Origin of the sequence: Mycobacterium sp. SM1 (assembly GCF_018361265.1) — a bacterium.
GTDB lineage: Bacteria > Actinomycetota > Actinomycetes > Mycobacteriales > Mycobacteriaceae > Mycobacterium.
On sequence record NZ_JAFLNH010000003.1, the window covers coordinates 143,486 to 157,609 of the forward strand.

Annotated in this window: 11 protein-coding genes; 6 read left to right on the plus strand and 5 right to left on the minus strand. The window is 68.6% G+C overall.

What is annotated here, in order from left to right:
- Positions 1–7 precede the first annotated feature (7 nt).
- Both MSM1_RS13895 and MSM1_RS13900 read right to left on the minus strand, forming a co-directional pair.
- The gene (locus MSM1_RS13895; protein WP_213443242.1) at positions 8–1,627 is read right to left on the minus strand and encodes a metallophosphoesterase family protein; all 1,620 of its coding nucleotides are present in this window, start codon (positions 1,625–1,627) and stop codon (positions 8–10) included.
- A gap of 60 nt (positions 1,628–1,687) precedes the next feature.
- Positions 1,688–2,221 (minus strand): helix-turn-helix domain-containing protein, encoded by a 534-nt coding sequence (locus tag MSM1_RS13900; RefSeq protein ID WP_213443244.1) that lies wholly within the window; start codon positions 2,219–2,221, stop codon positions 1,688–1,690.
- A gap of 141 nt (positions 2,222–2,362) precedes the next feature.
- Here MSM1_RS13900 and MSM1_RS13905 point away from each other — a divergent pair, with 141 nt between their 5' ends.
- On the plus strand, positions 2,363–3,148 hold the full coding sequence (locus tag MSM1_RS13905) for an aldolase (RefSeq protein ID WP_213443246.1): 786 nt from the start codon (positions 2,363–2,365) through the stop codon (positions 3,146–3,148).
- Positions 3,149–3,150: 2 nt separating this feature from the next.
- On the plus strand, positions 3,151–4,041 hold the full coding sequence (locus tag MSM1_RS13910) for a dihydrodipicolinate synthase family protein (RefSeq protein WP_213443247.1): 891 nt from the start codon (positions 3,151–3,153) through the stop codon (positions 4,039–4,041).
- Positions 4,042–4,056: 15 nt separating this feature from the next.
- Here the strand turns inward: MSM1_RS13910 and MSM1_RS13915 are convergent, their stop codons facing one another.
- Positions 4,057–4,935, minus strand: a complete 879-nt coding sequence (locus MSM1_RS13915; protein WP_213444431.1) for a neutral zinc metallopeptidase — start codon at positions 4,933–4,935, stop codon at positions 4,057–4,059.
- Between the two features lie 185 nt (positions 4,936–5,120).
- Positions 5,121–6,008, minus strand: coding sequence for an oxidoreductase (locus MSM1_RS13920; protein ID WP_213444434.1), 888 nt, complete (start codon positions 6,006–6,008; stop codon positions 5,121–5,123).
- A gap of 87 nt (positions 6,009–6,095) precedes the next feature.
- On the opposite strand from MSM1_RS13920, the gene aspS reads away from it, so the two are divergent.
- Positions 6,096–7,883 carry an aspartate--tRNA ligase gene (gene aspS / locus MSM1_RS13925; RefSeq protein ID WP_213443248.1) on the plus strand — a complete coding sequence of 596 codons (1,788 nt, stop codon included), beginning with the start codon at positions 6,096–6,098 and terminating at the stop codon, positions 7,881–7,883.
- Positions 7,884–8,038: 155 nt separating this feature from the next.
- Here the strand turns inward: aspS and MSM1_RS13930 are convergent, their stop codons facing one another.
- Positions 8,039–8,482 (minus strand): transglycosylase family protein, encoded by a 444-nt coding sequence (locus MSM1_RS13930; RefSeq protein ID WP_213443249.1) that lies wholly within the window; start codon positions 8,480–8,482, stop codon positions 8,039–8,041.
- Between the two features lie 464 nt (positions 8,483–8,946).
- Between MSM1_RS13930 and MSM1_RS13935 the strand changes: the two genes are divergently transcribed.
- From MSM1_RS13935 to MSM1_RS13945, 3 genes are all read left to right on the plus strand, one after another.
- Positions 8,947–11,607, plus strand: coding sequence for a circularly permuted type 2 ATP-grasp protein (locus MSM1_RS13935; protein ID WP_213443250.1), 2,661 nt, complete (start codon positions 8,947–8,949; stop codon positions 11,605–11,607).
- A complete protein-coding gene (locus tag MSM1_RS13940; RefSeq protein ID WP_213443251.1) occupies positions 11,604–12,539 on the plus strand; it encodes a transglutaminase family protein in 936 nt (311 codons plus the stop codon). Before MSM1_RS13935 ends, MSM1_RS13940 begins: the two co-directional genes overlap by 4 nt.
- Before the next feature lie 135 nt (positions 12,540–12,674).
- On the plus strand, positions 12,675–14,099 hold the full coding sequence (locus MSM1_RS13945) for a hypothetical protein (protein ID WP_213443253.1): 1,425 nt from the start codon (positions 12,675–12,677) through the stop codon (positions 14,097–14,099).
- The last annotated feature ends 25 nt before the right edge of the window (positions 14,100–14,124 follow it).

The following is a 14,124-nucleotide window of genomic DNA, read 5'->3' on the forward strand; positions in this document are numbered from 1 at the left end:
TCTGACGCTAGCCGCCCCGCGGCTTGGTGAGGGTGAACCGGTCGACCACGGTCAGCGCTCCGAACGGTCCGGTTACCGCGTAGTGGGTCGCCTTGATCGACGTGCTGCCCCCGGGCTGACCGGGATCCAGTTCGAATGCCGTGAAGCCATAAGGGTTGTCGCGGTCGCGAAATGCCGACCAGGATGCCTCTTCGGTCAGATAGATCGGCGCCTTGCGCCCGATCGCGGCGTCGAATCCGCCGACTCCGGTCAGCACCCGGCACCGGGGCTCAGGAAAGAACATCCGGTTGGACGGGGCTGACGTGCCACCGCCACCGATGACGACGTGCACCGTTCCCTTGGTGGAGTCGATGACACCGCCGGATGCGGGGCCGGCGGTGGCCACGGGTATCGGCGTTTGGGTTTCGGTATCGAGCATGCCGCGCACCGGGTGTGCGCGTTCATAGTGATGCTCGTGGCCGCACACCACCAAATCGACGTGATAGCGGTCGAACAGCGGCAGCCATTCCTGGCGGATGCCCAGGTCGGCGCCGTTGGTGCGATCGGCGGTTGAGATCGCCGTCTGGTGCATGCAGACGACCACCCAATCGATTCCGGGGTCACGACGCGCGGCAGCGAGTTCTGCGTCAAGCCACCGCTTTTGCGCCCCACCCGAATAGCCGCGGACGTAGAAGTTGCCGCCGTCTTGAAAGCACACGTCGTCGTTGTTGAGGCTGATCACCCGAACCGGACCGGCGGTGAACGAATACCACAACCCGCGGAACTCCGCGGGCGATCCGGAGTCGGGCAACGCGAAATACGTTTGGTAAGCACTATATCCGATGGGCCCGTTGCCTAATTCGTTTTCATGGTTGCCTGCCGCGGGCATCCAGGGCCGGTAACGCGCCGAGCGGGTGTTGTTTTCGAACCAGTCCGACCAGGCGCGGATCCGGTCATGGGCGAGGTTGGCGTAGCACAGGTCGCCGTTGACCAGGTTGAACAGCGGGGCGATGCGCTCGATGGCGGTGGTGGTGTCCGCGGCCGCGGGCGATCCGATGTTGTCGCTGGTGAAGGCCGTCCCAGCCATGGTATTGAGCGCCGGAGTGGACTGATCACCGAAACTAGTGAAACACAGTGGTTTTCGTCCCGATGGTGCGGTTCGCACCGTTCCGAGCTCCGGGGTCGCGCCGTCATGCGCTGCGGCGTAGACATAGTCGGTGTCGGGGGACAGGCGGTCCAGGCGGGCATGGTTGACCCGGACTTCGGTGCCCGACTTCGCGTCCCGGTATGTCCACGTCTCCGCGCACACGGTGCGCCCGAAACCGGACCCCGGCATGCCCAGCATGACCCGCGGATTGTCGACGGCCTCGGTGGTGTGCCACGACACCACGACCTCGGAAGCGGCGTTTTTGCCGAATTGCAGGTGCAGACCACTGACCGGAGGCGCGCCGCTGCGATTCGGCCGGGGCCACAAGGTGGGGCCATGCGGCCGCTCCCGCATCAGCGTGGCTCCGCCCAGCCCGATGCCCGCACCGGCAATCGCCGACGCCGCGCTCGTCGTCAGCAGCGTTCGCCGGCGGATGCCCGACCGCTGGGCATCATCACCACGGGCATCATCACCGTCGGCCGGGTGTGAAGCCTCGTCCATGCTACGTTTCCTACCCGATGCAGCGCCTGCGCGCATCCGCGCCGGTAACGGGGCGGCCCGTCACCGCCGAGCACCGCCAGGATCGTTGGCCACCACCACCACGACCTCGGCGCGTGGCGCGCCGATCGCCCGGAAACGGTGGCTGACCGATGCGTCGAAGTAGGCGCTGTCACCCGCGGCCAGAGTGATGGTTTGGTCACCGTACTGCAGTTCGACCGTCCCGGTGTGGACAAACACGAACTCCTGGCCGGTGTGCACCGGGCCCGGGTCCTCGGCTTTGCTCTCCGTTGGCCGAACGACAAATGCTGACATGGACTTTCCGAGAACCTCCGCCGCCAAAGCCACATATCGGCCGGCAGCGTCGCGGCGCGCGGCCCGGTCGACGCTGATCTTGGCGTCGGTTGTCTGGTCGGAAAACAGCCGCGAGACGTCGACATCGAGAGCGCGAGCGACTTTCAGGGCCACCGCGATCGACGGAGTGCTCTGGCGGCGCTCGATTTTGGACAGATAGCTCTTGGTCAACCCGGTCTGCGCGGCGAGCGCCTCCAGGGTGAGGCCACGTTGTCGGCGGACCGCGCGCAGCAGCGCCGTCATCGAGGGCGCCTTGGGGTGCTGCTCAACGATGTCTCCCTTGGTCGTGGCCGATTATCGGCGCTTTGCGGCGGTGTTTGCTTGATGACACAATGTTTCCTATAGTGACCATAGTGTCATGACACGAGGATCCGGAAGCGGCCGATGGCAACCACGTTCACCGATTCGAAACCCGAGCTGATGCGCCGCGCCCAGGATCGCCTCGCCACCACCGTCGCTGACTCGCGGTTCACGACCCGGCAGAAGGTGGCGCTGACCTGTCGGGTGCTGTTTGATGCCGGACACGATTCCGGCTTGACCGGCCAGATCACCGCCCGCGCGGAGCAGCCCGGGACGTATTACACCCAGCAGCTGGGCCTTGGCTTCGACGAGGTCACCGAAAATAACCTGCTGGTCGTCGACGAGGACCTGAACGTGCTCGACGGTACTGGAATGGCCAACCCCGCCAACCGTTTTCATAGCTGGATTTACCGGGCCCGGCCCGACGTGCACTGCATTGTGCACACCCATGCCTTCCATGTGGCGGCGTTGTCGATGCTTGAGGTGCCGCTGATCGTCTCGCACATGGACACCACACCGCTTTACGACGATTGCGCGTTTCTAGCCGACTGGCCGGGCGTCCCGGTGGGCAACGAGGAGGGCGAGATCATCAGCTCGGCCCTCGGCGACAAGAAGGCGATCCTGCTGGCCCATCACGGCCAGGTGATAGCGGGCGCGAACGTCGAGGAGGCGTGCTCCCTGGCGATCCTCATCGAGCGCGCCGCGAAGCTGCAGCTGGCGGCGATGGCCGCCGGCACCGTCAAAGAATTGCCGGAGCGGCTGGCCCGCGAGGCCCACGACTGGACGCTGACACCGCAGCGCAGCCGGGCCAACTTCGCCTACTACGCCCGTCGCGCGCTGGCCCGCCACCCCGAGGTTTTGACGAGCTGAGCATGTCCGAGACGCCCACAATTCACGGCATCATCGCCTACCCGGTGACCCCGTTCTCCCCGGATTCGGCCGGCACCGTCGACACCGCCACACTGGCGCGGCTCATCGAGCGGCTGATCACCGCCGGCGTGCACGCGATTGCCGCCCTCGGCAGCACCGGCGAACTGGCCTACCTGGAGGATCCCGAGTTCGACGCCGTGGTCGACACCACGATCGCCACGGTCGCCGGCCGGCTGCCCGTGATCGTCGGTGTATCGGATCTGACCACCGCCAAGACGATTCGGCGCGCCCGCTACGCGCAACGGGCCGGGGCCGATGCGGTGCAGGTCATTCCGGTGTCCTACTGGAAGCTCACCGAACGCGAGATCCTCGGACACTACGCGCGCGTCGCCGCGGCCATCGACATCCCGATCATGGCCTACAACAATCCGGCGACCAGCGGCGTGGACATGAGCCCGGGGTTGCTGGTGAAGATGTTTGAGAGCATCGACAACCTGACCATGGTCAAGGAATCCACCGGCGACCTGTCCCGGATGCAGCGCATCGCCGAGCTCAGCGAGGGGTTGCTGCCGTTCTACAACGGCAGCAACCCCCTGGTGCTCGCCGCCCTGCGGGCGGGCGCCGCCGGCTGGTGCACGGCCGCACCGAACCTGCGGCCGCAGCCGTGCATCGAGCTGTACCACGCCGTGCGCGCTGGCGATGTCAGCACGGCGGAAGCCATTTACCGCGACCTCAAACCGCTGCTGGAGTTCATCGTCGCTGGTGGGCTGGCCACGACCGTCAAGGCAGGACTGGATCTGCTCGGATTCCCGGCCGGCGATCCGCGTCTGCCGCTGCTGCCGCTTGACGACGACGGCCGCGCCGAGCTTCGGGGGCTGTTGACCGGCGCGTAGCCGCCGGCCTGGCGCCTACCCGAGATCCCGGGGGGCGAATGTGTCGCATTTGTTGGGGTCACCCGTTTGATAGCCGACGGTGAACCACTTCTGGCGCTGCGCGGCGGAACCGTGTGTCCACGATTCCGGGTTGGTATGCCCGGTGGCGGCCTGCTGAATACGGTCATCACCCACCGCTGCCGCCGCTGAGAGGGCGTCGGCGATGTCTTGGTCGCTCAACGGCCGCAGATACGGCACCCCGGTGCTCTCCTGTTTGACGGTCGCCGCGTAGTGTGCCCAGACCCCGGCGTAGCAGTCGGCCTGCAACTCGGTGCGCACCCCGTTGCCCAGAGCGCCCTGCGCGCCCTGCTGGGCGCGGCCCAGGACGCCCTCCAGGTTCTGCACATGATGGCCGAACTCGTGGGCCACCACGTACTCTTGCGCCAATGGCCCACCGCTGGAGCCGAATTGGCTTACCAGCACCTGGAAGAAATCGGTGTCGAAGTACGCGGTTTTGTCCACCGGGCAGTAAAACGGCCCGACCTCGCTGGTGGCCGGCCCGCAGCCGGTGTCCACCCGGTCGCTGAACAGCCGCACATGCGGGCGGGTGTAACCGGGCGCCAGTTGACTCCACACCGCGTCTACGGAGTTGGCGGTGGCCACCACGCGGCACTGCACATATCGGTTCGCGTCGGCCCCGGTGCGGCACTTGCTCAGGTCGAAGCCTGGCGACGCGTCTTCGTTGGTGGTGGCCGGCTGCTGGCTGATTACGCCCCCGGGATCAACGCCCAGGAACACCGCCAGCAGGATGATGATCAGCCCGCCGAGCCCGCCGCCGAGGGCGATGACGCGGCCCCCGCCGCCGGATGTCGACGTGGTGCTGGTGTCGATCTGCACACCCTCGTTGAAGGTCATTGCCTGCTCCGCTGCCTGCACCGGCGGTTGTTGCCCGGCGGCGACGCGGGCCGGTGGTGCCACCAGGGAGCCGGGCCATGTGCCCGGCCCGGCCGTAGTAGTGTCGCACACCGCGGCGCCTTCGTCGCCGGGGATCGCAAAGATTTTGCGCGTCACACCCCGCCTGGCGCACCGGCTGTCGGGAGCTATCCCGGACCGTCGCTGGCCGCCGCCAGCAGCGGCACCACGACGTCGCTGATCGGTGTGGCCAGACCGTGGGCGCGTGCTTTGCGGATGATCACGCCATTGCGGATGTCCCATTCCAGCGGCCGGCGCGCCTCCCGGTCGGTCAGCATCGAGGTGCCCATGTCAGCGGGCGCCCGCCGGAACAGGGCGACGATCTCGTCCGGGGTGTCGTCGCCCAGCCGCGCGCCTTCGGCCCGCGCGACGGCCAGGCATTCGGCGGCGTAGCGCCGTGCCAGCGCGGCCACATCGTCACGGCGAAACATCGCGGAGCGTCGCCCGGATAGCGCCATGAACCCGGCGAGCGCGTTCACCAGCAGCTTGCGCCACGCCGCGGTGGTGAAGTCGGGGTCGCATTCCACCGCGCAGCCGGCGCCGCGCAGCAGTTCGGCGATCCCTTGCGCGGCGCTTCCGGCGGGCAGCACCAGCCGGACTTCCCCGCGCAACCGCACCCACCCTTGCGGCTGGGTCTCGGCGGAATACCAGACGATTCCCGGAACCACCGCCGAGGACGGGCAGTGCGGCCGCACCTGCTCGACTTGCTCGACACCGTTTTGCAGCACCGCGACCACGGTGTGCTCGTCGCACAGGCGCGCCAGCCACCCGTGCGCGTCGGCGTTCTGGGTCGCTTTAACCGCCAGCACCACCACCTCGACGGGGCCGCTGATCTCGCCGGGGTCGGTGTGCACCGGGCCGGGCACCACGATGGGATCGGCGCCGTCGGGGCGCAGCTCGATGTGGTTGCGGGCGGTGCGCCCGCACAGCAACACCGGATGACCGGCGGCGTGCAGAAGCGCGGCGACCGTCGTGCCGACGGCCCCCGGACCGACAACGGCGATACGCGTGGCAATGTCACCGAGGCTAGCGCCTCTACACTGGTCACTCGTTGCACCGGGCGCGCGTTCCGCCCCGTCAAGAGGACCTAACGAGGAGTATTTGTGCTGCGCAGCCACGCCGCGGGTTCGTTGCGGGCAGTCGACGCCGGCCAGAAGGTGACGCTGGCCGGCTGGGTGGCCCACCGACGCGACCACGGCGGCGTCATTTTCATCGATTTGCGGGACGCCTCCGGGGTGTCGCAGGTGGTGTTTCGTGCGCCCGATGTGCTTGCCCGGGCACATCGGTTGCGCGCCGAGTTCTGCATTGCGGTCGACGGTGTCGTTGAGATCCGCCCGCCGGGCAACGAGAACCCGGAGTTGCCCACCGGAGAGGTCGAGGTAAACGCGACATCGCTGACCGTGCTCGGCGAGTGCGCGCCGCTGCCGTTTCAGCTCGACGAGCCCGCGGGGGAGGAGTTGCGGCTGAAATACCGCTACCTCGATTTGCGTCGCGACCGGCCGGGGGCGGCGATTCGGTTGCGCTCCAAGGTGAACGCGGCCGCACGTGAGGTGCTGGCGCGGCACGGCTTCGTCGAGGTCGAGACACCGACGCTGACCCGCTCGACCCCGGAGGGCGCCCGCGACTTTTTGGTGCCGGCGAGGTTGCAGCCCGGCACGTTCTATGCCCTACCGCAGAGTCCCCAGCTGTTCAAGCAGCTGCTCATGGTGGCCGGGATGGAGCGCTACTACCAGATCGCCCGTTGCTATCGCGACGAGGACTTCCGCGCTGACCGCCAGCCCGAGTTCACCCAGCTCGACCTGGAGATGAGCTTCGTCGACGCCGATGACGTCATCGCTATCGCCGAGGAGATCCTGGCCGCGCTGTGGGCGCTGACCGGCTATCGGCTCGAAGTCCCGCTGCCGCGGATCAGCTATGCGGAGGCGATGCGCCGCTTTGGCACCGACAAGCCCGACCTGCGTTTCGGGCTGGAGCTGGTGGAGTGCACGGAGTTTTTCGCGGACACGCCGTTTCGGGTGTTCCAGGCGCCGTATGTCGGCGCGGTGGTGATGCCCGGCGGCGCATCGCAATCGCGGCGAACCCTCGACGGGTGGCAGGAGTGGGCCAAGCAGCGTGGGCACAAGGGCTTGGCCTATGTGCTTGTGGGGGAAGATGGTTCGCTTTCAGGGCCGGTGGCCAAGAATCTGTCCGACCCTGAGCGCTCCGGGTTGGCCGCCCATGTCGGGGCGTCGCCGGGCGACTGTGTGTTTTTTTCGGCGGGTCCGGTGAAGTCGTCGCGGGCGCTGCTGGGCGCGGCCCGGGTGGAAATCGCGAAGCGCCTGGGCCTGATCGACCCCGACTCCTGGGCATTTGTCTGGGTGGTGGATCCGCCGCTGTTCGAGCCCGCCGACGAGGCCACCGCGGCAGGTGAGGTGACCGTCGGCTCGGGGGCGTGGACGGCGGTGCATCATGCGTTCACCGCGCCCAAGCCGGAGTGGGCCGACCGCATCGACACCGATCCGGCCGACGTGCTCGCCGACGCCTACGACATCATCTGCAATGGCCACGAGATTGGCGGGGGCTCGATGCGCATCCATCGGCGCGATATTCAGGAGCGGGTGTTCGCGGTGATGGGCCTGGACAAGGCGCAGGCCGAAGAGAAGTTCGGATTTCTCTTGGAGGCATTCATGTTTGGCGCACCGCCGCACGGGGGAATAGCGTTCGGCTGGGATCGCATCACCGCGCTGCTGGCGGGAATGGACTCGATTCGTGAGGTCATCGCGTTCCCGAAGACCGGCGGGGGCGTGGACCCGCTGACCGGCGCCCCCGCGCCGATAACCGCCCAGCAACGCAAGGAGTCCGGAATTGATGCCGCCCCCAGACGGGTTGCCGGGCCGTTCACCGAGAATTAGGGCTCCGGCAGCGCGGCCTTTTCCCGAAATCACGCCGGAATCCTGCGCCTCCGGGACAACCGCGTAGCTGGCGCGGACCAGTGATAGCGAAAACGCCACCGTGGCGCCGGGCTCCGCCAAGCGACTGAGTTTTGGCGGCGGGGTGGCGCTGCCACTCACGGGGTGAGCAGTTTCGACCACAGCTTTTTGATGGTGGTGTGCAACGGATGACCGGAACGCACGGCGTTGACGACTTCGGCCGGGAACAGCTTTTGATCGGGTCCACACTTTGGCCAGGCCTCGGGCCCCTGGGTCGCCAGCACCCGCTGCGCCACGGCGATCTGCTCCTCGCGCGAAGCGTTCGCCGGTGACCCGACGCCGCCGTTTTCGTCCCACGTCGACTGTTTGAATTGCAGGCCACCGTAGTACCCGTTCCCGGTGTCGGCCGACCAGTTTCCACCCGACTCGCATTGCGCAACGGCGTCCCAATCGATGCTGTTTGCGTATGCCACGCCGGTGGACGGATCGACGAACAGGGAAATGGTGACGACGATGATCGCGGATTTCAGCAGCGACCTGCACACGGTATCCGCGTGGAGGGTGTCGGGAATGCGCGCCATTTAATTGATCTAACAAATCAACGTGAAAGTTGTCAACGCTTGAGGTGCGTTGAATTTAGCGGGATGGCCGGTGTGATGGAGAATCATGGCACTAGAGAGATAGAAGTTATTGGAGTTACAAAATGATGTGTGTCAGGCGAGGGATTTGTTAGATGCAAAAGTTATTAAAGTGAGATACGTGGTGGGAGTGATTTAAGTGATTTGAGTTATTTGAGTGAGTACTGAGGCAGATGGGATCACAGCGGTGCCGCTGCTCGGCGAGCAATGCGCCCGGTCGTGTGAACGGCGGCGGTCTGGCCGCACGAGCTGGGCACGGGTGGTAGCCGAGGGCGCCAGCACCGCTCGGCGCTGCGGCCCCGCGGCGACTGTGCTGGGATCGGTGGTGTGGACGTGGGCCGGCGCCGATCCGCGCCCGTGCCCGACCAGACACCGCCAGGATCCGGTCGCCGTTAGGAGGTGGCCCGTTGTCGTTGCCCGAGCCGGTGCCCGCGGTGACCGCCGGGCCTGAGGACCCCGACCGGCTCGTCACCGGCTATCGCGCCGCCTGGGCCCAGGAGACCCTCTTCGACGGGCCCGCAGGGCGTGCCGGTGGCGCCGGTTACGACGAGTTCGTCGACGCCGCCGGCAACGTCCGGCCGGACTGGTCGCAGTTCGCCGAGGTGATCGGCGAACGCGGGCGTGCGGGCCTGGACCGGCTGCGCGCGACGGTGCGCGCCCTGGTCGACAACGACGGCATCACCTACATCGCGGTCGATGACCAGGGCGAGGAGACCCGCGCCCACGCTCACGGCGCCGCCATGCCCACACCGTGGCAGCTGGACGGGCTGCCGCTGCTGGTCTCGCCGGAAGACTGGGACACACTGGAATCCGGTGTGATTCAACGTAGCCGGATTCTCGACGCGGTGCTAGCCGACCTCTACGGGCCACGGCGCGCGATCAGCGGCGGGCTGCTGCCGCCAGAGCTGCTGTTCGCCCATCCCGGCTATCTCCGGGCGGCCAGCGGGATCACAATCCCGGGGCGGCACCAGCTGTTCCTGTACGGCTGCGACGTCAGCCGGGATCGCTCCGGCGGCTTTGTCGTCAACGCCGATTGGACACAGGCGCCCTCGGGCGCGGGATACGCGCTGGCTGGCCGCCGGGTGGTCGCCCACGCCGCTCCGGACCTCTACGAGCGGGTCAGGCCGCGGCCCATCTCGCCGTTCGCGCAGACGTTGCGGTTGGCGCTGATCAACGTGGCGCCCGAGACCGCCCACGATCCGGTGGTGGTGGTGCTAAGCCCCGGTATCCACTCCGAGACCGCCTTCGACCAGGCGTACCTGGCGTCGGTGCTGGGGTTCCCATTGGTGGAAAGCGCTGATTTGGTGGTCCGCGGCGGCACCCTGTGGATGCGGTCACTGGGCACGCTAAAGCAGGTCGACGTCGTGCTGCGGCGCGTCGACGCCGAATACGCCGATCCGCTGGACCTGAGATCCGACTCCCAGCTGGGCGTGGTGGGACTGGTCGAGGCGCTCCGCCGCGGGACGGTGACCGTGGTCAACACCCTCGGCAGCGGCATCCTGGAAAGCCCTGGGCTGCTGCGGTTCTTGCCCGAGCTGGCCCGGCGGCTGCTGGGCGAGACACCGCTGCTGGCAACGGCGCCGCTCTACTGGGGCGGTATCGGTGCCGAGCGCTCGCATCTGCTCGCCCGGCTGTCGTCACTGCTGATCAAGCCCACCACCGGCGGCCCGACCATTCTTGGGCCCGCCCTGTCGTCGGCGCAGCGGGACGCATTGGCGGCCCGCATCGAGGCGGCCCCGTGGCGGTGGGTTGGCCAAGAGCCGCCGCAATTTTCCTCGGCGCCGACCGGCCACTACCCCGGCGGACTGGCCGCCGGCGCCGTCGGGATGCGGTTGTTCACCGTCTCACAACGTGGCGGCTACGCGCCGATGATCGGCGGGCTGGGCTATGTCCTGGCCCCCGGCGACTCCGCGCACAAACGGAATACCGTTGCGGCTAAAGATATCTGGGTCCGAGCGCCGACACGTGCCCAGGTCGAGGTGACGGTTCCCGCCGCGGAGCTGCCCGCGCCGAAGCCCAGCGGCACCCGTGACGTCAGCTCGCCGCGGGTGCTCTCCGACCTGTTCTGGTTGGGGCGCTACGCAGAACGCGCCGAGGGCATGGCCCGGTTGCTGAACGTCACCCGGGAGCGGTACCACGAATATCGTGACCGCCCGCAGCTGGCGGGCAGCGACTGCGTGCCGGTGCTGTTGCGCGCGCTGGAGGGGATCACGGCACGCGGCACCGACCTCTCCGACGCCGAGCTGGTCGCCGGCGCGCCGCGCATCTTGTGGTCGCTGACCGTCGACGCGCGGCGCGACGGCTCGCTGGCGCAGTCGGTGAAACGCCTGGGTTCGGCGGCCCAAGCGGTGCGCGACCAGATGTCCAAGGACACGTGGCTGGTCCTCGGTGGCGTCGAACGCGCCCTGGCGCAGCTGGCGCGCGACCCGGCCCCGCCCGCCGAACCGGGCGCCGACGACACCGCGGTCGCCGCCGTGCACCGGCTGACGTTGGCGGGAATGCTCGCGCTGTCCGGGGTGGCCGCCGAGTCGATGGTGCGGGACGTCGACTGGACCATGACCGATATCGGCAAACGAATCGAGCGTGGGCAATGGGTGACCGCGCTGCTGCGCGCCACCCTGGGAAAGGCCCGCAGCCCGGCCGCCGAGCGCGCAATCACCGAATCCACGGTGGCGGCCTGCGAGTCCTCGGTGAGCTACCTGCGGCGCAACCTGGGCGCGGTCAGCGTGGCCGCGGTGGCCGAGCTGGTGCTCTTCGAGCCGGAGAACCCCAGGTCGCTGGTGTATCAGCTGGAGCGGCTGAGCGCCGACCTGAAGGCACTGCCGGGGGCGTCCGGCTCGTCGAAGGCCGAACGGCTGGTCGAGGAGATCACCACCCGGCTGCGCCGGGTCGGCCCGGCCGATCTCGACACGGTTACGGTGCAGGGGGAGCGCGCCGTGCTGATGGGGCTGCTGGACGACGTGCACAACGGGCTGCGCGAATTGTCCGGTGTCATCAGCGCATCACAGCTGTCGGTGCCCGGCGAGATGCGGCCGCTGTGGGGATCGGCGCGGCGGTCGGTGCCGTGAGCGACTGGTCGGGCCGGCACACCCGCTGTTACCGCGTCACCCACCGCACGGAATACCGCTACTCCGACGTGGTGACCAACTCCTATGGCCGCGGGTTTCTGCGGCCGCGGGACTGCGAGCGGCAGCGCTGCCTCGCCCACGAGTTGCGCATCGATCCCGCGCCCGCCGACAGCTCCCTCAGCCGGGACGTCTACGGCAACGTCAGCTCCTATTTTCAGATCACCGATCCGCACCGCACGCTGACGATCACCAGCGCCTCCATCGTCGAGGTGGACCCGCCACCCGCCGACCACTACGAGCGGGGAGCGGCGCGCGCCCCCTGGGAGGCGGCTCGTCCCGCCGGGCCGGGCGGGGCGCGCGCCGTCGAGTTCACCCTGGACCTCAACCCGCCGGAGATCACCGATGAGGTGCGCGCCTACGCGGCGCCCAGCTTCGTCCGGGCGCGCCCGCTGATCGAGGTGCTGCGTGATCTCGCCGCGCGCATCTACCGCGACTTCACCTACCGGTCGGGCTCGACGACGGTGTCCACCGGCGTTCACGAGATGCTGGCGGCCCGTGAAGGGGTCTGCCAGGATTTCGCCCGGCTGGCGATCGCCTGCCTGCGCGCGAACGGCCTGGCCGCCGGTTACGTGTCCGGCTACCTGGCCACCGACCCGCCACCGGGCAAGGAGCGCATGATCGGCGCCGACGCCACCCACGCCTGGGCGGCGGTGTGGACGCCGCAGGATAGGTGGCTGGAGTTCGATCCGACCAACGACCAGATGGTCGATGAGCGATACATTGTCGTTGGCCGCGGCCGCGACTACGCGGATGTGCCGCCGCTGCGCGGCATCATCTACACCAACTCCGAGAGCAGCGTGATCGACGTCGCCGTCGACGTGGTGCCCTGCGCTGAAGAAGTGCCGCCCGCCCGGCACCGTCAACGCCAGTGACCCCCGGCGGGGCGCAGCTAATCGCGCCGCATCACCACGCACGACGGCGCGCCGACGATCTTTGGGCGTATCGCCCGGCGCGGTAGGCTGCTGATGCGGGGTGAGGACCAGCTGGCAAATCACCTGGGAGGGACGATGGAAGCCGTACTCGGGGTGTCGATGGCGCCCACGACGGTGCAGCTGGTGCTGGTCGAGGGGGAAAACGGCGATGGCGTCATTGTCGACACCGAGCGCTTCGAGGTGCCCGATGCTCATGACCCGGTGACGTCGAGCGCGCCTAACCAGGTGATCTCGGCGATCCTGGGAACCCGGGAGGGCGCGGCCGAAAGCGGCTACCGGCTGACGTCGATCGGGGTGGCCTGGACCGATCCCGCCGAGGCCGCAGCCCTGCGCGACTTGCTGGCCAGCCGCAGGATCGAGAACGTGATGCTGGTTTCGGCGTTCTTGGCCGCGGCCGCACTGGCCCAGGCGGTGGGCAACGCGAGCGGTTTCGCGCATACCGGACTACTGTTCGTCGAACCCGATACCGCGACACTGGCTCTCGTCGATTCCGCTGATGGTTCGGTCTCTGATGTGCGGCGACAGCCCTTGCCCGAGGACGACGCCGACGCGGTGGCCGAGTTGGCCGCGATGGCCGCGTCCGCGGAGGCGCTGGAATCGCGCCCGGATGGTCTGTTCGTCATCGGGTCCGATGGGGTGGATGTCGCCGCGATCAAGCCGCAGCTGGAGGCCGCGGCATCCCTTGCGCTGAGCGCACCGGAGGAGCCTGAGACGGCGTTGGCCCGGGGAGCGGCGCTGGCGTCTGCGAACGCGCCGTTGTTCGCATCGTCGACCGCTGCCATGGCGTATGCGCAGGATCCGGGCACCGGCATGGTTGATCCGTACCGTCTTGCCGGTGTCGACGTTCCGGCCGGCGGCGCTGCCGCCGATGGCGGTCTTGCCTACAGCGCGGTTCCGGAGGAGACCGGCGCCGCCACCGTGTTAGCCGGTGACGCCGAGGCCTTCGCCGCGGCTGCCCGGCAGGAGGATTTCGCGACCGGCACCTACCCGGATTTCGGTGCCGCGCAGGGCGAGCAGGAGCGCGCAGGCAAGCCGTTTTTAGTGGCCATGGGCGTGTTGACGCTGTTCGTCGCCGGCGTGGTGGCGCTGGTCATCGCGCTGGCGGTCGCGATTCGGCCGCACGTCGATCAGCGGCCCAGCATCGCTCACCCACGGGTGGTCCAGCCGGTCAACCCCGCGCCGTCGCCGCCACAGGCTCCGCCGGTGCCGAAGGCTCCGGCCCCCGCGCCGGCCCCGGCGCCTGCAGCTCCGCCCGCGCCTCCGCCGCCGGCGCTTCCCGCGCCGGCGCCGCCGGTCCCGGTCGGCCCGCCGCCGCTGCCGGTTCCGGTCGGCCCGCCGCCGCCGCCGGTTCCGGTCGGCCCGCCGCCGCTGCCGGTTCCGGTCGGCCCGCCGCCGCTGCCGGTCGGGCCGCTCCCAATCCCCGGTCCGGCCATTCCGGCTCCGCATCTTCCCGGCCCGGGCATCCCGCACATTCCGCTCCCGGGGATTCCGCATCTTTAAAGCGGCTATGCGGGTGGCGACGCAG

Bases quoted from the DNA above. Each gene is read 5' to 3' on its own strand.
- MSM1_RS13905 (WP_213443246.1), top strand. From the start codon at position 2,363: ATGGCAACCACGTTCACCGATTCGAAACCCGAGCTGATGCGCCGCGCC.
- MSM1_RS13915 (WP_213444431.1), bottom strand. From the start codon at position 4,935: ATGACCTTCAACGAGGGTGTGCAGATCGACACCAGCACCACGTCGACA.
- MSM1_RS13900 (WP_213443244.1), bottom strand. From the start codon at position 2,221: ATGACGGCGCTGCTGCGCGCGGTCCGCCGACAACGTGGCCTCACCCTG.
- MSM1_RS13945 (WP_213443253.1), top strand. From the start codon at position 12,675: ATGGAAGCCGTACTCGGGGTGTCGATGGCGCCCACGACGGTGCAGCTG.
- MSM1_RS13930 (WP_213443249.1), bottom strand. From the start codon at position 8,482: ATGGCGCGCATTCCCGACACCCTCCACGCGGATACCGTGTGCAGGTCG.
- MSM1_RS13910 (WP_213443247.1), top strand. From the start codon at position 3,151: ATGTCCGAGACGCCCACAATTCACGGCATCATCGCCTACCCGGTGACC.
- MSM1_RS13895 (WP_213443242.1), bottom strand. From the start codon at position 1,627: ATGGACGAGGCTTCACACCCGGCCGACGGTGATGATGCCCGTGGTGAT.